General features: G+C 23.9%; 27 protein-coding genes. 9 read left to right on the top strand and 18 right to left on the bottom strand.

The window, feature by feature from the left end; genetic code table 4:
* Window positions 1–78 precede the first annotated feature (78 nt).
* The 10 genes from AC6I4F_RS02890 to AC6I4F_RS02845 all read right to left on the bottom strand — a co-directional run bounded on the left by AC6I4F_RS02890 (window position 79) and on the right by AC6I4F_RS02845 (window position 5255).
* Window positions 79–420, bottom strand: coding sequence for a hypothetical protein (locus AC6I4F_RS02890; protein ID WP_497874300.1), 342 nt, complete (start codon window positions 418–420; stop codon window positions 79–81).
* A 3-nt stretch (window positions 421–423) separates the two neighbouring features.
* Window positions 424–942 (bottom strand): hypothetical protein, encoded by a 519-nt coding sequence (locus AC6I4F_RS02885; protein WP_497874299.1) that lies wholly within the window; start codon window positions 940–942, stop codon window positions 424–426.
* Window positions 943–1128, bottom strand: coding sequence for a hypothetical protein (locus AC6I4F_RS02880; RefSeq protein ID WP_497874298.1), 186 nt, complete (start codon window positions 1126–1128; stop codon window positions 943–945).
* Between the two features lie 32 nt (window positions 1129–1160).
* Entirely contained in the window at window positions 1161–1487 is a 327-nt protein-coding gene (locus tag AC6I4F_RS02875; protein ID WP_497874297.1) for a hypothetical protein, read from the bottom strand.
* A complete protein-coding gene (locus AC6I4F_RS02870; protein WP_497874296.1) occupies window positions 1429–1854 on the bottom strand; it encodes a hypothetical protein in 426 nt (141 codons plus the stop codon). Before AC6I4F_RS02870 ends, AC6I4F_RS02875 begins: the two co-directional genes overlap by 59 nt.
* Window positions 1854–2597 carry a hypothetical protein gene (locus AC6I4F_RS02865; RefSeq protein WP_497874295.1) on the bottom strand — a complete coding sequence of 248 codons (744 nt, stop codon included), beginning with the start codon at window positions 2595–2597 and terminating at the stop codon, window positions 1854–1856. Before AC6I4F_RS02865 ends, AC6I4F_RS02870 begins: the two co-directional genes overlap by 1 nt.
* Entirely contained in the window at window positions 2581–2853 is a 273-nt protein-coding gene (locus AC6I4F_RS02860) for a hypothetical protein (protein ID WP_497874294.1), read from the bottom strand. Before AC6I4F_RS02860 ends, AC6I4F_RS02865 begins: the two co-directional genes overlap by 17 nt.
* A 2-nt stretch (window positions 2854–2855) precedes the next feature.
* Window positions 2856–4175, bottom strand: a complete 1320-nt coding sequence (locus tag AC6I4F_RS02855; protein ID WP_497874293.1) for a hypothetical protein — start codon at window positions 4173–4175, stop codon at window positions 2856–2858.
* 12 nt (window positions 4176–4187) lie between these two features.
* Window positions 4188–4733 carry a hypothetical protein gene (locus AC6I4F_RS02850; RefSeq protein ID WP_497874292.1) on the bottom strand — a complete coding sequence of 182 codons (546 nt, stop codon included), beginning with the start codon at window positions 4731–4733 and terminating at the stop codon, window positions 4188–4190.
* 138 nt (window positions 4734–4871) lie between these two features.
* A complete protein-coding gene (locus tag AC6I4F_RS02845; protein ID WP_497874291.1) occupies window positions 4872–5255 on the bottom strand; it encodes a hypothetical protein in 384 nt (127 codons plus the stop codon).
* Between the two features lie 122 nt (window positions 5256–5377).
* On the opposite strand from AC6I4F_RS02845, the gene AC6I4F_RS02840 reads away from it, so the two are divergent.
* Window positions 5378–6514 (top strand): Mbov_0401 family ICE element transposase-like protein, encoded by a 1137-nt coding sequence (locus tag AC6I4F_RS02840; protein WP_497874647.1) that lies wholly within the window; start codon window positions 5378–5380, stop codon window positions 6512–6514.
* A 111-nt stretch (window positions 6515–6625) separates the two neighbouring features.
* Here the strand turns inward: AC6I4F_RS02840 and AC6I4F_RS02835 are convergent, their stop codons facing one another.
* The 3 genes from AC6I4F_RS02835 to AC6I4F_RS02825 are packed head-to-tail and all read right to left on the bottom strand — an operon-like array spanning window position 6626 to window position 8682.
* The gene (locus AC6I4F_RS02835) at window positions 6626–7363 is read right to left on the bottom strand and encodes a pseudouridine synthase (RefSeq protein ID WP_497874290.1); all 738 of its coding nucleotides are present in this window, start codon (window positions 7361–7363) and stop codon (window positions 6626–6628) included.
* Entirely contained in the window at window positions 7356–7937 is a 582-nt protein-coding gene (gene scpB, locus AC6I4F_RS02830; RefSeq protein WP_497874289.1) for an SMC-Scp complex subunit ScpB, read from the bottom strand. Before scpB ends, AC6I4F_RS02835 begins: the two co-directional genes overlap by 8 nt.
* Window positions 7930–8682, bottom strand: a complete 753-nt coding sequence (locus AC6I4F_RS02825; protein ID WP_497874288.1) for a segregation/condensation protein A — start codon at window positions 8680–8682, stop codon at window positions 7930–7932. Before AC6I4F_RS02825 ends, scpB begins: the two co-directional genes overlap by 8 nt.
* A gap of 156 nt (window positions 8683–8838) precedes the next feature.
* Here AC6I4F_RS02825 and AC6I4F_RS02820 point away from each other — a divergent pair, with 156 nt between their 5' ends.
* Window positions 8839–9510, top strand: a complete 672-nt coding sequence (locus AC6I4F_RS02820; RefSeq protein ID WP_497874287.1) for an IS1595 family transposase — start codon at window positions 8839–8841, stop codon at window positions 9508–9510.
* A complete protein-coding gene (locus AC6I4F_RS02815; protein ID WP_497874286.1) occupies window positions 9464–9700 on the top strand; it encodes a transposase in 237 nt (78 codons plus the stop codon). The genes AC6I4F_RS02820 and AC6I4F_RS02815 overlap by 47 nt, the downstream gene beginning before the upstream one ends.
* A gap of 90 nt (window positions 9701–9790) precedes the next feature.
* On the opposite strand, the gene AC6I4F_RS02810 is transcribed toward AC6I4F_RS02815, so the two are convergent.
* The 3 genes from AC6I4F_RS02810 to AC6I4F_RS02800 all read right to left on the bottom strand — a co-directional run bounded on the left by AC6I4F_RS02810 (window position 9791) and on the right by AC6I4F_RS02800 (window position 12832).
* Window positions 9791–11101 carry a hypothetical protein gene (locus AC6I4F_RS02810; RefSeq protein ID WP_497874285.1) on the bottom strand — a complete coding sequence of 437 codons (1311 nt, stop codon included), beginning with the start codon at window positions 11099–11101 and terminating at the stop codon, window positions 9791–9793.
* Window positions 11102–11175: 74 nt separating this feature from the next.
* Window positions 11176–12483: a thymidine phosphorylase gene (locus AC6I4F_RS02805; RefSeq protein ID WP_497874284.1), complete on the bottom strand. Its 1308-nt coding sequence runs from the start codon at window positions 12481–12483 to the stop codon at window positions 11176–11178.
* 25 nt (window positions 12484–12508) lie between these two features.
* Window positions 12509–12832: a holo-ACP synthase gene (locus AC6I4F_RS02800; RefSeq protein ID WP_497874283.1), complete on the bottom strand. Its 324-nt coding sequence runs from the start codon at window positions 12830–12832 to the stop codon at window positions 12509–12511.
* A 131-nt stretch (window positions 12833–12963) separates the two neighbouring features.
* Between AC6I4F_RS02800 and AC6I4F_RS02795 the strand changes: the two genes are divergently transcribed.
* Together AC6I4F_RS02795 and AC6I4F_RS02790 are read left to right on the top strand one after the other, a co-directional pair.
* Window positions 12964–13824, top strand: coding sequence for a hypothetical protein (locus AC6I4F_RS02795; RefSeq protein WP_497874282.1), 861 nt, complete (start codon window positions 12964–12966; stop codon window positions 13822–13824).
* Between the two features lie 512 nt (window positions 13825–14336).
* Window positions 14337–14672: a hypothetical protein gene (locus AC6I4F_RS02790; protein WP_497874281.1), complete on the top strand. Its 336-nt coding sequence runs from the start codon at window positions 14337–14339 to the stop codon at window positions 14670–14672.
* Window positions 14673–14742: 70 nt separating this feature from the next.
* Here the strand turns inward: AC6I4F_RS02790 and AC6I4F_RS02785 are convergent, their stop codons facing one another.
* Window positions 14743–15348 carry a DDE-type integrase/transposase/recombinase gene (locus AC6I4F_RS02785; protein WP_497874280.1) on the bottom strand — a complete coding sequence of 202 codons (606 nt, stop codon included), beginning with the start codon at window positions 15346–15348 and terminating at the stop codon, window positions 14743–14745.
* Between the two features lie 243 nt (window positions 15349–15591).
* Between AC6I4F_RS02785 and AC6I4F_RS02780 the strand changes: the two genes are divergently transcribed.
* Window positions 15592–16224: a hypothetical protein gene (locus tag AC6I4F_RS02780; protein ID WP_497874279.1), complete on the top strand. Its 633-nt coding sequence runs from the start codon at window positions 15592–15594 to the stop codon at window positions 16222–16224.
* 10 nt (window positions 16225–16234) lie between these two features.
* Complete coding sequence (locus AC6I4F_RS02775; RefSeq protein ID WP_497874278.1) at window positions 16235–16369, top strand: hypothetical protein; 135 nt, start codon at window positions 16235–16237, stop codon at window positions 16367–16369.
* A 209-nt stretch (window positions 16370–16578) separates the two neighbouring features.
* Here AC6I4F_RS02775 and AC6I4F_RS02770 read toward each other — a convergent pair whose 3' ends face one another.
* Window positions 16579–16704 carry a hypothetical protein gene (locus AC6I4F_RS02770; protein ID WP_497874277.1) on the bottom strand — a complete coding sequence of 42 codons (126 nt, stop codon included), beginning with the start codon at window positions 16702–16704 and terminating at the stop codon, window positions 16579–16581.
* Between the two features lie 27 nt (window positions 16705–16731).
* Between AC6I4F_RS02770 and AC6I4F_RS02765 the strand changes: the two genes are divergently transcribed.
* Entirely contained in the window at window positions 16732–17100 is a 369-nt protein-coding gene (locus tag AC6I4F_RS02765) for a hypothetical protein (protein WP_497874276.1), read from the top strand.
* Between the two features lie 281 nt (window positions 17101–17381).
* Window positions 17382–17507 (top strand): hypothetical protein, encoded by a 126-nt coding sequence (locus AC6I4F_RS02760; protein ID WP_497874275.1) that lies wholly within the window; start codon window positions 17382–17384, stop codon window positions 17505–17507.
* The last annotated feature ends 4 nt before the right edge of the window (window positions 17508–17511 follow it).

Below are 17511 nucleotides of genomic sequence, written 5' to 3'. Positions count from 1 at the left end.
ACTGTTATAAATAAAATTGGGTTTTTAATAGCCATAATAATTTACTCCTTAATGTAAAATAAATGGTATTTAAACCCTTTAAATTTTAAATTTAGTTGCTTTTTGTTTATCTTTTTCAGTTAATTCTTTCTTTTTAGATTTTTGTAATAAAACAAAATTATCTACTTGTTCTTTATCTACATTAAAACTATCAAGTAATTTTGCAGTTGATGTAGTTTCTAATTGTAAATGAGTATTTAATTGTTTAATATTTTCTGTAATAAATTCTAATTCTTTATTACGTTTTAATTCTTTTGCTAAATTTGATTGTTTTGATTTTTTAATTAATTTGCCAAATAATAGAAATGCTAAAGTAATACATATTCCACTAGCAACTGCTCCTCCTATTACTGCTGATATTAATTCTATTGAAAAATTCATTTTTTATTCCTCCAATTGTATTTTATTTAAATGTTGTTTACATAAATGACATTCTTTTTTATGTTTTTTAATTTCTTTATATTGATATATTAAATAAGGGCTTGTAATAATAATTGGTATAGTTATTAATAAATATTTAATTAATTTTCCATAATTACCTAATTTAGTTACTAAATTTAATCCAATATGACCAAACATAGGAAATAAAGTTAATATTAAATGGTCTGGTCAAGTAAAATTATATTGATTAGTATAATTACCTATTTCCAGTGATATTGGTATTTTAGTTATTAATCAAGGTGTTATTGTAAAAAATAATGTTATTAACATACCAATAATATGACTAGTTATTTTTAAAATATTTGATATTAAAATTTTTAGTTTATCTATATGAGTACTATTTTTATTAAATCAAATTTTATTTAATCTTTTATATTCTTTATTATCTTTACTTAATGGATTAATAGTATTTCATATACCAATTGGTTTAATTGGTGTATCTAATTCAATAATAATTACCACCTACTTTCATGTTTTATAAAAATTAGAATTTCTTTTAATTTTTATATATTTATTTGTATGTAAAGATTTTTTTAATAATTGTTTTCTTTCATATCTTCATTGATTACTTCCTATTTCATTTTTAGATAAAGTTTTATATTCTTTTAATTTAAAAAATCCCTTTTCTAATCTATTAATAAAATTCATAGTTTTTTGTACATTAATATTATTTTGATAAATTACACTAGTATCTTGTGAACCAAAATATTTACCTTTTTTGCTAATTCACTTTTAACATATTTTCTTAATTCACTTGGTAATCATTTTCTATTTCAAAATTTTCAAAATATAGTTCCAGCACCAGTACCATTTTTACCTTTTGCTTGTGTCATTAATATTCATATTTCTTGTGGAAATGCTGGATAAGTATAAGGACCATATCATATTTGTTTTTTATCATTATCACTTTGAAATAATGTTGTTAAGGTTCCAATTTTTAAATTTTTATTATCAACAATAAATCTTCCTTTTTTTAAATCATGAACTTGATAATACTTCTCATGCATTATCTGGTATTTCTTCTTCATTTTCTTTAAATAAATTATTAAATTTATTTACATAATTTTTAACTGTTCTAATTTCTATTGGCATAATAGATTTTTTAAAACTATTTATTGGATTTTTAAATTTATTAATTTCATGTTGAAGTATACTTAATTCACTTGGTTTTAATATACTTATTAATTTTTTAAGTATATTTGGATTTAAAAATGAATAAGGTTGATGTATTTCATTTTCATTAACATTTTCACTATCAAATACTGCTTTTAATGATTGATTTTTATAATAATTTTTTAAAGCATTTATTAATGCTAATTTGATATCATTACTTGCTAATGCATAATATATTCATTCAATAATTAAAGGAAACATTATAAACTCATATGATTATAATCTCAAGTTAATGAACCATTATCATCATTTAATGGTACTTCGCTCATATTATCACTACCATATTGAGTATTTGTTTCACTATTAATTGAAAATCTATTATCATTGATTAACTGTGCTGTTTCATTTGTAAAACTTGTTTCTTGCATTTCTACATCAAATTTTCTTTCCATAGGTAATAAATTATGAATAATTTCACTTGCACCAGCAACAATAGTTGGAATGACATAAGCATTATTAAAATCATTATTAATACCCATAGCAACTCCAGAAGATATTAAACAACCACCAGTTGCCATATTTGCTATTTTACGTATAGTTTCAAATCTATTTGGAATTAATTCTAGAATTCCATTAATAAAATTTCAAATACCATAAGCATTTAAACTAATATAAGTATCTCAATCCATAAAAGATTTTTTATCATTATTACTAAATAATAAATCTGGTGGAAAAGGGTCTACTGTTGTTGTAGTAATTGGATTTTCTGTTGGATTGGGATTAATAGAAGAGTTAGTAAATTTACTATAATTTGCTAAACCAATTGTTCCTAAACCTAATAATATTTTTTTAGAACTATTAATTGAACCTAATACTGGATTTGCAATTACTTGCCCATAATAAGCACTTGTACCTATCATTGCACAAATTGGACTTATACCAACTCTAATTAATTTTAATAAAGTATAGTTATTCAATGGTGTAGTCTTAGCATGTTGTGGCATTTTTAATTTCTTCTTTTAATAATTGATTAGTTTTTTTAATTTTAATTCTAACTGTTCCTTGACAATGAATATTATCTCCAACACATATAGCAAAATTATCATGTACATTACTTACTATAAAATAATCATTTCTTAATTTAGGATATTCATCTAATAAAATTGCTCTTATATCATTACTTGTAGTTAAATCTTCTGGTTTAGGAGAATAAATAGTAATATGTGCTTTTTCATTAAAATATTTATATATAAATTCCATAATTATTTTTTAGTAAATTCTAGTTTTACTGTTCCATAATAATCTTTATTATTACCAGAAATAATAGCACTTGTTGATGTAATATTACTAAATGTTGTTTTACCTTTTTCATAACCATTATTACCAATATTTATTATTATAGTTTCTAATTCATCATTAGTAGGAGTAGTTCCTGCCATAGTAGTTTTTCCTAAATTTTTATAATAAATTACATCTTGTAAATCTAAAATATTCATATTATCATAATCAGTACTTTGATATGTTGCATTAATATTAGTTGTATCAACTTTATAATTTTTTGCTCTTGATTCTTTAATTTCATCTGTTGTTGGCATTTTTTCTTGAATAATATACATTAAATTAGGTCTTATTGCTGCTGGTAATGAATATAATGCTTTACCAATAATACGAATATTATCTGTAGCATTATATAATTTATTTCTTACTTTAGTAAATGAAAGAGGCATACCTCACATATATCTGTTATAAACTACACCAAATAAATCTAATAATTTATAATCTTTTTCTAAATGCATACCAGAAACAGTATCATGAATAAAATCTTGTTCTAAATAAAAACTTTCATAAAATTCCATTCCCATAATTTGATTTGTATATCTTTTACCAGTTGCTAAAGTATTTGCTGCAATTTGTCCATAATTTAATAATATAAATGCTTTTGCAAGATTAAAACTATTATCAATACCACAAGCACCAGTTAAATCTGCTTTATTAATACCAACTGTAATATCATCTACTTTTTTAATTAATTTATTATTTCTTTCTCCAATTGTATAATAAGCATTTAATGCTTGTTCTTTAGTCATATTATTTAAATTTAAAGGTAATACTAATGATTTAGCAATTGCATAATCTTTTGTACCTTGTAAAAATATTAATTCAAAATTTTCTCTTAAATTTCTCATAAATGAACTTGTTAAATTTGAAACAATTTGTGTTGCTACATTTTCTGGTGAAGTCATAAATCTTTCAATATCAAATTCTGGAATATTAAAATCAATTGTTAATTCTTTATCAATAATTAATGTTGTTGTTTTAACTATTCCTTTTTGTCTTTTAGTACCAGTAAATTCATCTCATGTTGAACCTCATAATACACGAACAGTTGCTTTATAAATTGCCATTGCTACACCACTAATATTTGCTATTTGGTCAGCAGTAACAGTATTTCTCATAAATAAATTACTTAATTCAGCAGTTAATTCACCACGAACTTGTGCTTCAAGTACAATTAAAACAGCATTTTCAGTAAAAGAATTACCACCAATAATAAATGCTTTAAGTATTTGTGGAATTGCCATTTTATCCTCTTTCTATTTAATAGATTGAAATGAATTTCCTCTTGCTAAATTTACAATTTTTTCTAATTCATTAACATCAGTAATACCTGTAGTTTTTGCTTTTTCATTTAATTTCCTTTCTAATTCTTCTGGATTAATACTATTTGTATGTAAATCTAAAATAGTTTTAGGATTAAAATCATTTGAATTAAGTTTATTTTCTTGTTTAATAGGTTCTATTTTATCAATTAAAAAATATTTATAATCTTCATTTATTTTATTAAATGCTTCTTGTTTAGATAAAGATTTATAATTATCAATACTCATTAAATTTTTAATTAAATTTACTTTTTTAGTATCTTTAATATTAGAAAATAATTGTTGCTCTTCAAAACTATTAATTTTATTTTCATATTCTTTTATTTTTGTTTCATATTCACTTAATTTAGATTCTAATTCTTTTTTAAGAAATTCATCTTTTGCTTGAGCATATACAACATTTCTTTGTTGTTTTAAAGTTTCTTGTAATTCTTCAAAAGTATAAGTTTCTTTTTTTTCTTTAACTTCAAAATTAGACATAAAAATACTCCCTTGTTTAATAATCGCTTTTTTGATAATCCCTTGTAACTTATGTTAAAAATAACATAATCGCTTTATTATATTATATCATTTTTATCGTTTAAAATAAAGGAAAAAACCTATAATAAATATAGGTTTTTAATCATTATTTTCTATTTTTCTTGGTTCACAAAGATTAATAATTATATTACTTTTTGAGTTATTTTCTTCTAAATTATTTTGTAAATCATCAAATTCTTCTGGATGACATTTTCTTAAATATTCTCATTGATATTTTGGGTCTTTCATAGCATTTCGTAATAAATAATTAGCAATTTTTTGACATGCTTTATCATAATCTTTCAAGAAATTTTGTTGTCATTTTGTCTGGTAGCGTCGGCAATCAAATATATATTTTCTATCAATTCCTAATGCTAAATTTAAACCAGTTTTTGTCATTCTTGTTGGAACATTTTTATTATCTCTAAAATATTCATTTATCTCTTCTTTATAATTTCCTAATTCTTTTCTTTTTGCTGGCATATTATCACCTTATTTTAAAACATATTAAAACATATATATTTAATTATATCATTTTACAATTATCATATTACCATTCTTTATTTTAAATTATTAATTTTATTGAATTCTATTAAAATTTTACAATAATCTTCATAAAAAAAACTAGAAATTATTTTACAAATCTATTAAAAGCATATGATGATTTTTGACATCAAAATATATATGATAAAACTAAGCATAAATATGTTAAAACTGCTCCAAGAAGTCCAAATACTCAATATGGTAAAATAAATAATTTTTATCGTAGATGTTATTTAATATTAGAAACTAATGAATATTATTATCCTTTAGATGATTATATAAAAATTAAAAAAAGAAAAAGAACACTTACAAGTTTAGAGCATACAATAATAAAAAATTCAGGCAATGGTAAAAGACAATCTGATGTACAAGATACTATAAAAAATAATAATTTTTCTAAAACATATATGACTAATTTAATGAAAAATGCAGTAATAGGTATTGAAGAAATAAAAGAAAAAAAAGTAGTTTTACCAACTGAAAAATTATTTGTAAATATGGATGATTGTTTTATAAGTTCTTTATTTGATAATAAAAAACAAAAAAATCGTATTCGTACAATTAGTGCAAATAAAGGTAAAGATTTAGAAAAATCTACTAAAAGTAGAAATGTTTTAAAAGATAAAAAAATTACTTATATGAAAACTAAAAACGATCAAATAATTAAAAGACAAGAATTAATTGATAAAATTTATGAATTTCTTGATTTACAATATATTTATTCTAAAAGTAGTTTAGTATTTATTGGTGATGGTGCACCTTGAATTAAAACTACTGCTAAAAATGAAAATATTCCTTATGTAATTGATAGACATCATGCATTTAAAGCACTTAAAAAAGGATTTATTATTAATAGAAAAGTAAATAATAAAAAATTAACAAATGCATATGAATTATTTGTTAATGGTGAATATTATCAATTATTAGATTTTTTAAAAGAAAATAAAGTTGATGAGCAAATATATAAATATTTTAAAAATAATAAAGAAGGAGTTATAAATCAAAAAGAAAATTGAAATCAAGGAGTTTGTGCTGAAAGCGATGTATCACATTTAGTTAAATCTTTAAAAGGATATGGTGCTAAAATTTATAATGATAAAGTACTTGATAATATGCTTATAATTAATTCAGCCTTATTGAAATACTGAAAAATTTTAAAAATGATATTATTAAAAATAAAAAATTACAAGAGGAAATAAAAACAGCAAACGATTTTGCTGATAATATTATTGAAAAAACTCAACACTACACCAACCTTTAGGAAACTTATAAAAAGTTGTTATATTTAAAAAATAAATTATTCTTTTATTTTAACTCTTTTGACTCAATTTCATCAATGTTGTTACTTCTTCTTCTGTCAAATAACGATATTCACCCATTGTTAAACCTTTTAAAGTAATATTAGCAACTTGTAAACGTTTTAAAGTAATTACTCTACTTCCTACTGCTTTAATCATACGTTTAACTTGTTGATTTTGTCCCTCATTAATGGTTAGATGTAGTAAAGTATTTTCTTTTTTTATATTTTTATAAATTATTTTAACAATAGCAGGAGAAGTTGTAAATGAAGTTGATAAAATAATACCGTCTTGTAGTTTTTTAATAACATTTGATGACAAAATACCACTTGCCAATACTTCATATACCTTATCTATTTTATAACGAGGATGAATAATAGCATTAGTAAATTCACCATCATTAGTCATTAACAACAAACCTGAAGTATCAAAATCTAAACGACCGACTGGGTAAATTCTACTATTAATATTAGTAAAATAATTCATTACCGTTGGTCGATTTTTAGGATCACTGACTGTTGTTAAACAATTAGGTGGTTTATAAAATGCTAAATAAATATGATTAGATTGCTTAATAATTTGATTATTAACTTTAATAACATCACTACTTGTAACTTTAAAACCTAACGTTGTAATAATTTGCCCATTAACTGTTAATTGCCCATTAATAATTAGTAATTCTGCTTTTCGTCGTGAACATACTCCAGAATTAGCAATAGCTTTTTGCAAGCGTTCTAAATCATTATTCATTAGTAAAGTTGTAGATTTCTTGTTCATCATTTTGGTTATTAAATTGAGGCAAAGTTGGTAATTGAGTTAAAGATTCGATATTAAAATGATCCATAAATTCATCAGTTAAATCATATAAAATTGGTTTTCCTGGTAATTCACTACGACTAATCTCAGTAATTAAATTTAAACTTTTTAGTTTAAAAATAATAGAATCACAATTTACACCACGAATATCTTCAATTTGTGGTTTAGTAACTGGATGATTATAAGCAATAATAGCTAGTGTTTCTAAAGCTGCTTGTGATAAACGTATTAAAGGTTGTTGTTTTAATACTTGATAGCGATTATAATGAATAGGTTTTGTTGTTAATTTATAAATATTACCAACTTTAATTAAACTTAAACCACTGGTATCATCATTATTTAGTTTCATTTGTAAAGACGCAATTAAATTTTCAACAGTCTTTGGTTTTTTTGTTAATTCTAAATATTCAGCAAGTGTTAATAAATCAAGGCCTTCATTGCCAGCAATAAATAATAAACCTTGTAAAACTGCTAATCTTTCGTTTGTTTTTCAATTGCTATTATTCATTTTTCTCACCTCGATAAATTACTGTAATTTCAGTAAAAGTATTAGTTTGTATAATATGTAAAATTTGATGATTTGCAAGATCTAAAATTGCAATAAAAGTAATAATAAAATAATGTAAAGTTAATGCTTTAGGAAAAAATAATTGTTCTAAAGTAAAGTGTTGCTTGGTGTTTTTTTTCAGTAACTGTTTAATTTCTTTAGCTCGATCTTCAGCTGAAATTAAGTTTAATGCTAAATTAACTGGTAATTTATTTTCATTTTGTAGTCTATTAAATAAGTTTAACATTGCTTGTGTTAATTTATTAATATTATTTTTTACCAAAATTGGTGTAATTTCATCAACTAAATATGTTTTTAAATCACTAGTTGTTTTTGTTAATAATTGGGTTCTATATAGAGCCTGTTCTTTAAAATAATTACTTATTTCTTTAAATTTTTTATATTCTAATAAACGAGCAATTAATTTTTGACGATTAACTTCATTTTCATAAGCACTATCTACCACTAGTTCTTGTTTTGGTAATAATTGTTTGGATTGCAATTCTAATAAATAAGCAGCAATCGGTAAATATTCACTTACTAAATCAATGTTTTTAATTAATTCTTCATTAATAAAATGAACATATTGGTTAGTAACATCATTTAGATTTAAATCTAAAATATCAATATTTTTTTCTTTAATTAAATGCAAAAGCAAATCCATTGGTCCTTGAAAAGATTCAATTGTAATTACTGGTTGTAACATTATTCTCGTTCCCTCAATATCATTTTATACTTATTAATATTAATTATAACTTAATTTAATAGTACTTGATTAATCTTTAATAAATAAAAAAACTTATTTTTAATTTTTTAATGATTAAACTAAGTTTTAAAAGTTATTATATATTTAAATATTATTATGGAAATTATCACCACATGTACTAGTGTGGAGAAAAAAATGAATTGAAATGAATTCAATAGCATATTTCAAAATGAAAACGATTGTTTGAAATATATAGCGAAGTTGAAAGTAATGAAATGTATCAGGTGTGCTTCATCTAGTTTGAATGTTTCTGATTTGAGAAGAATAAGATGTTTGAAATGTCATCAAACATTTAGTATTCTTCATGACACCATTTTTCACAAGTCACAAACACCTTTTACATCTTGGTTTTATCTCATCTTTAGATGAATAAACACAAAGCATGGTATACCATCAACAGATGTTGCAAGGGAATTGGGTGTGACATATAAAACAACTTGAAGAATGGGTCATGAAATCAGAACTAGAATTTGGAATCAAGATGCAGGGTTCATTGATGATGGCACAGCACAGATGGATGAAATGTATCTTTCACATGTAGGTTTTAAAAAACAAGGAAGATCCTTGTTGAATAAAACCTTGATTGTTGGAGTTTATGAGAAAACCAGCAACAAACTAATTGTGAAAGTATTGAAAAAAGCAGATGAGAAAAACCTTTTATGATTTGCATTGAAACACATTTCTACTGGGTGTTGTTTGTTTACGGATTCTTGGAAGGGATATGGAGGTTTCAAAAAACTTCTATCACAAACATGAAATCGTAAATAATGAAGTTGGGTATGTGTCATCAACAGGTGTAAACACAAACCAGATTGAATCTGCATGAAAACACATCCGACGAACTTTCTGAACACACATAAAAGTTTCAAAACAAAATATTCATTTATATGCAGCTTCTTTTGCATATAAATTCAATAAGATAGCTAGTTTTGAAACTATAATTTTGTGTTTGATTTAGATACATGTTGGGATAATTTCCTAGATAGGCTTTTATCTCCATTTATGTGATAAAATTTAAAAATAGTACATAAAGGGATAAAAGCCATTATTATTTAACTTCACGTAAAGTAATATGAATATTTTCAACATTTATTTCAAATTTTGATGATGTATCTGGTAATATTCCCGTTAGGTCATATTCTAATTTAAAGTTTAAATTAAAATAACCATTTTTTTCGTTAGGATTAAGATTAAATCCACTTTCGGGATTAGTAATAGTTATTACACTATCATTTCATTTGGGAACAAGAATACTATAAATTTTATTAATATTAGCAAAATAACCATTTGTTATAACTTGTTTTTTTATTTTTCCATCTTTGTCATAATCTGAATACTTGTCTGAAACTTTTGGGAATTCCTGTACTGTATCAACTGTTCACTCAGAAAATATTTTTGAAATTTGTGTTGTTGCATCAACAAAAGTTTGGTTAATCTTAATAGCAGTTTTACTTTCAATATCACCAGTATTAAAAGTAGATTTACCATTATTACCAATTAAGAAATCAATGGTAATATTACTAACATTACCATTGAATACAATTGATTTATCATCATTATTAGTAATCGTTGGGTTTGTCATTTTAAATAAAGTTGATTTAGCATCATTTGAAAAATCACCTGAAAACACAAAACCTAAACCTAAATCAGAATATTGAACTTTATCTTTAATAGCAACATTTAAATTTTGTTTGATATATGATAACTGAGTTCTAACAATATCTTCTTTTGAAGGTGCATCAATTTTTCCAGTTATTGGTAAATTTTCAACATTAATATTTAGATTACCTTTAGTAATTTCTTCTTTAATAAAGTCTCTAATCGCATCTGCTTTTTTTTGATCACTAGTATGACTTGTATCATTATTAATTGTAATTTTAATATCTTTAGTAACTGATGGTAAAGTTAAATAAGAGATTTCCGCTTTTACTCATAAATAACCATTGACTAATTCACTACCGGTTGTTAAAAAAAACTTAGCTTTTTCTTTTTCATCATTATCATTATCTTTTTTGGGAACATAGTCCATAATTTTGACATGTGCATCAGGATGATATCAATTTGTTGGATGTTCATTGGTACTTTCTTTAAGTTTATTAGAAAAAAAGTTACCAATGGCGGTTTGCACAGAAGTATCTAATTCGCTAAAAATTTTACCTTTCATTTCTCCTATATTGGTATCATCTGATAAATTAAGATCATTTTTAATTTTCAGACTACTATCAGTAACAAAAGAGGCAGCAAAATTAAGAATATCCCTTGGAATCATTTGATTATTTTCACTATCACAAGCAACAACTGTTACAACTGGTGTTGTTGCTAAAGCAAGTGTGCCCAGTAATTTTAATAAAGATTTCACAAAAACGCTCCTTATCATTTCATTTAATTAATATTTTTAAAATACTGTAACATTATAAACAATTTTAAACTAAATTACATTATTATTTCTAAAATTATTGGTTTAATATCGTATTTTTTAATAGTAATCTGAAATGTAGAAATTGCCAAATCTAAAAATTGTTGATGGAAATGTTGATCTTTATTAGTATGGAGTTCCATAATTACACTATTTTTTTCAACTTTTTGACCATGAATTTGTTTTAAATAAATTCCTGCCACTGGATCAATGATATCAGTTTTCGTAGTTCTTCCTGCTCCTAATATTACTGATAATTCACCTAAAGCATAATTATTAGTAAAATCTAAATAGCCCGATAATTGCGCCTTAACTTTAATAATATATTTAACTGGTGGTAATTTATCAATATTATCAAGATATTTAGTATCTCCACCTTGACTTTTAACAAAATCATAAAAAATTTGTAGTGGTTTTTCACTAGTAAACATAGCATTAACTTTATCAATACCCTCTTTTAAGGTTTTTACCTTTTTAGCTCCCAATAAGGCTAAAGCTACTAAATTACTAACAAGGATTTTCAAATCTTCTGGTCCTTTATTTTTTAAACTTAAAATAACTTCTTGTAATTCTAGTGCATTACCAATTGTTCGTCCTAAAGGCTTATTCATATCACTAATAATAGCATAAATTTTTTTATTAAAAGTTTTACCAATATGTACCATTAATTTTGCTAACTCTCTTGCAGTTAATATATCCTGAACAAAGGCACCTTTTCCGCATTTAATGTCTAGTAAAATTAAATCAGCGCCCATTGCTATTTTTTTAGACATAACACTAGCAGCAATTAATGGTAATGAATCAACTGTTCCTGAAACATCACGTAATGCATATATTTTTTTATCAGCAGGCACTAAATTACTAGTTTGACTAATAATACTCATACCAACTTTATTAACAACTTTAATAAAATCTGATATTGCTAAATCACATTTAAAATTTGGAATTATTTCCAGTTTATCAATAGTACCACCAGTAATGCCCAATCCTCTTCCAGAAATTTTTGCAACCTTTAATCCACAAGCAGCAGCTATTGGACAAAATACTAAACTAGTTTTATCACCAACACCACCAGTTGAATGTTTATCAATACTAAAACCAGTAATTTGTGATAAATCCATGGTTTCACCACTATTAATAATAGCTTTTGTATATTCTACTAATTCATCATTAGTCATTCCCTGAAAATAAACAGCCATTGCTCAAGCACTAATTTGATAGTCTGGTATTGTTTCATTCGCAATACCTTCTGTTAAAAATTTTAGTTCTTCTTTATTTAAACTTTGTCCTAATTTCTTTTTAGAAATTAAATCAATCATATACATTTTAATAAAACACCTTACTTTCTTTTTATGAAATAACAATTGCAATTGCAATTGCATTAGTTTCATTATGTGATAAAGATAAAAGTAATTGATAGTTCTTAACGATAGTTATTGGTTGATTATATTGATTATAGCTAATATCAATATTTTTAAATGTTAACTTTTCTTGTGGTAATGCCTTAAAAATTGCTTCTTTTAATGCTCATCTTCCTGCCAAAAATTCCTGTTGACGTTGTAAAGAATATTGATTAAAAAGTATAATTTCTTTTTTACTTAAAATTATTTTAGCAAGTTCTTCAATATTTTCTATTCGATTTACTTCAATAATATCTATACCTACACTACGCATTGTTAACTCCTTATATAAAATAAAAGGTTAAAACCCTAAAATCCTTGTTTTTATTATATAATTAATATGAAAGAAAGTGTGATATTAATTTCAATAAATCAAATAAATTTTGAAAAGATGGTGGTATATTAATGACATTTTACTTAAATCAAAAACAAAAATCATTAATTAAAGAACACTACCAAAACTATAAAGTTGATAATAAAAATAGTAGTTATGAATTATTTCAATATCATAATATAACAATTGAAATTTATCAAGAAAAAGTTATTTTTAAAGGTACTAAAGAGGATATTATTGCAGAATATCGCAGTATTTGAAATCAACTTGATGAAAATCAATCACCAGTCATTGGCAATGCTGAATTTGGTATTAATAATTTTTTTGGTCCACTTGTTATTATTAGTTCTTATATTGGTTCGGGTAATTTAGAAAAATTACGTTTACTTAATATTCGCGATTATAAAGACTTATCACAAAGTAAATTTATTGAATTAGCACAAGATATTATGAAAACAATTATTTTTGAGTCAGTAATCATTAACAATCGTAAATATAATCAATGAATTGATGCGGGTTATAGCCCCAATATTATTAAAACATGAGGAGAAAATCAAGCATTAGTTCGTATGTTACAACATAGAATTCAATATGATACTATAGTTATTGATCAATATATTAATGAAGATACATATTATAAATACATTGAAAATATGAAAGATAATCGTAATAAAATTATTAAAGATAAAGTTCAATTTGTTACTAATGCAGAAAGTAAGTATTTAGTTATCGTTTGTAGTACTATTATTAGTCGTTATTTATTTTTAGAAGAAATTAAAAAAATAAAAGGTATTGACACTAATACAATTCCATTAGGTACTGGAAAAGAAGTTAATATATTTTTAGAAAAAATTAAAAACGAAAAAACAATTGAATTTAATAAATTTCTTGAACGTCATAGCAAAAAATCATTTACTGAATTTTTTAAATAAATAATTAAAACTTAATTTTTATTAACTATATATAAAAAGATATTTTTTATTTAAAAACTATTAAATAAATGATATAATCCAAATCAGATATATTTTTAAGTCCTATTTTGTTTATAAAAACAAAATAGGACTTTTATAATTAAAGGAGAAAATAAAATGTCAAATGAAGAAAAAAACCTTTATTAGAAAAAAATAAACATAGTAATTATGGAGTTACTCATCAACAACCTTCTATAAATAATAGTAATTCAAGTAGTACTGAAAGTCTTAATAGTTCAAGTACAATTATCAAAATAGAAGATAGTGAAGAAAATAATTGAATAAATTGTAGTAGTCGTTATGGAGGAACAACACAAAAAATCCTTGATAATAATGGAAATTGAAAATATGAAACCCAAATTAGAAATAACTTTGATAGTTTAACTTTTTTTAATGAAAGCACTATTACCATTAATAACAATCAATACTGACAAAAACTAACATTTGTTGAAAAAAATGGAACAGTAATTATAGTGATTTTAGAATTATTAAAAATAAACTTTAATAGAAATACAATAGAAATATATAAAAAAGAATACAATGATATTGATAAATATATTGATGATAATTTAGATTTAAAAATTTTTCAAAAAAAAGAAAGAAAATTATCACCCGAAGATCAATTCTTAGAAGGTATTACTATAAAAACTATTAATAATCTTAATAAATTTAGGAAATTATCCCCACATGTACTAGTGTGGAGGAAAAAATGAATTGAAATGAATTCAATAGCATATGGAATGGCAACCTTTTTTAGGACTGTTTTTTTGGTAGACATTTGTGCTTGGTATTTTATGGGGGTTAAGTAGTTTAGAGTGCTGTGGATTATTATGTTGTTGTATCAATTGATATAATCAAATAATTCTAATTTTAATTGGATTAATGATGTAAAATTTTTATCATTAATAAAATTTGTTTTGAAAGTTTTGAAAGTTTCTTCAGCAACAGCGTTATCATAAGGACAACCTTTTTTTTGCTTAAAGAGCGGGTAATATTGAAGGCTAATAAAAGTTTATCAATAGTTTTATTATTAAATTCATTACCGCGATCGCTATGAAATATTTGAATATCTTTTAAACAACGATTTGAGCACATAAATGCTTTATATACTAATGATGCATCTTTTTTAGTACCTACACTATGTCCAATAATTTCGCGATTGCACAGGTCGATTAATAAGCAAATATAGTTTCATTTATCATTAACTTGAACATAAGTTAAATCACTAACAATAACTTCATTTTTAAGCCTATTATTAAAGTCTCTATTAACAAGATTAGTAATTTGACTATCATTGACTTTATTATGATAATTTTTGTATGATAATTTAGTGTATTTTGATATTAAATTATGTTTATTCATAATTTTTTTAATTTTTCGTCTTGATAAATTAATTTTCTTTTCTTTTAGAACAACTTTTAATCTTCTTGTTCCATAAGCTTCTTTATTTTCTTTAAAAGCACTAATAACAGCTTCATTATACATATTATTTTGAATTTTATCTTCTTTTTTCTTGAAATTAAAATAATATGTTGATTTAGAGATTTTTAAAAAACGACAAATTGTACGAATTTTATATTTAACTTTATTTTTAGTAATAATTTCTATTTTCTGCCTATTATTAGTGCTGCTTGCTTTAAAATATCATTTTCCATTCTTAATTGTTTTAATTCTTTTCTTAATTTAATTAAGGAAATTATCCCCACATGTACTAGTGTGGAGGAAAAAATGAATTGAAATGAATTCAATAGCATATTTCAAAATGAAAACGATTGTTTGAAATATATAGCGAAGTTGAAAGTAATGAAATGTATCAGGTGTGCTTCTTCTAGTTTGAATGTTTATGATTTGAGAAGAATAAGATGTTTGAAATGTCATCAAACATTTAGTATTCTTCATGACACCATTTTTCACAAGTCACAAACACCTTTGACATCTTGGTTTTATCTTATCTTTAGATGAATAAACACAAAGGATGGTATACTATCAACAGATGTTGCAAGGGAATTGGGTGTGACATATAAAACAGCTTGAAGAATGGGTCATGAAATCAGAACTAGAATTTGGAATCAAGATGCAGGGTTCATTGATGATGGCACAGCACAGATGGATGAAATGTATCTTTCACATGTAGGTTTTAAAAAACAAGGATCTTCCTTGTTGAATAAAACCTTGATTGTTGGAGTTTATGAGAAAACCAGCAACAAACTAATTGTGAAAGTATTGAAAAAAGCAGATGAGAAAAAACTTTTATGATTTGCATTGAAACACATTTCTACTGGGTGTTGTCTATTTACGGATTCTTGGAAGGGAAGGGATATGGAAGTTTCAAAAACTTCTATCACAAACATGAAATCGTAAATCATGAAGTTTGGTATGTGTAATCAACAGGTGTAAACACAAACCAGATTGAATCTGCATGAAAACACATCCGACGAACTTTCGGAACACACATAAAAGTTTCAAAACACAATATTCATTTATATGCAAAAGAAGCTGCATATAAATTCAATAAGATACCTAGTTTTGAAACTATAATTTTGTGTTTGATTTAGATACATGTGGTGATAATTTCCTAGATAGGCTTTTATCTCCATTTATGTGATAAAATTTAAAAATAGTACATAAAGGGATAAAAGCCTTAATTAATTCATTTTCTTCAACAGAACGGTTATCTTTGTTTTTAAAACTGCCTGAATTAGTAAATTGCTTAATTTAATTATAAGTAGCTGCTCTTGTAACATTGTACTCTTTAGCAAGACAAGACACTGACTTATCACTTTGATATAAAGTTACTATTTGTTTTTTAAATTCATCTGAATATGAATTAATATTGGCCATAATTATAATTACTTTCTTTTAACTAATTTGTTCACTTGTACTGTTAATGCTGTTAAAAAAGAAACTGCATTAGTTACTGAATATGGATTTAAAAAAGCCACAAAATTATTTTATGAAAAATTTGTTAGATGAACAACATTAGGATTTTCAATTGGTGTAACAGCAATTGATATGATTGCTTTTGCTATTTCTGATTTTTATAAAGATGTATTTAATCAACCAATAACTATAAAAAAAATAACAGAAATATTAACTAGTTGTTGTGGATTTACTAAAAAAGAAGCAATTTTTCTTGAAAAACATTTAGAAAAATTAGAAAACAATGGAAAATTTACAACTTTTGATGAATTGTTTAAAAAATATCAGGAAGAAGAATTTGAAGATTCTGGTATTTAAGAAATTTTATCACAACAAATAGAATCAAAAAAATCATCAAACGGAAAAGAAACTGATGACGAAACATCAATAGAAGAATTTCCTATTGACGATCCATATCAATTTGCAAATGATATAAATAACCAACCATCGACAAGTACAGGAATATACTATTCAATGCCATTCAACTAAAAACACTATTTAAACTTAATTTTTTTCTAAAAAATGTAAACTGATTTTGGGTATTTTAGATGTATAAGAATAAATATGCCAAAAAAGTAGTAAGAAAGGAATTTTTATGGATGAAAAAAATAAAAGAGAAAATTGCAGTTAATAAATTAAAAAAAGAAGCCGAAAAAGCTGAAAAAGAAAGACAACAACAAGAAATCAAAAATAAGAAAAAAAATGAAAATAAAAAAACTTTATAAAAAT

The organism is Spiroplasma ixodetis (genome assembly GCF_059729505.1).
Note: the sequence above shows the minus strand (reverse complement) of the source record. Positions and strands in the feature narration are given on the sequence as shown.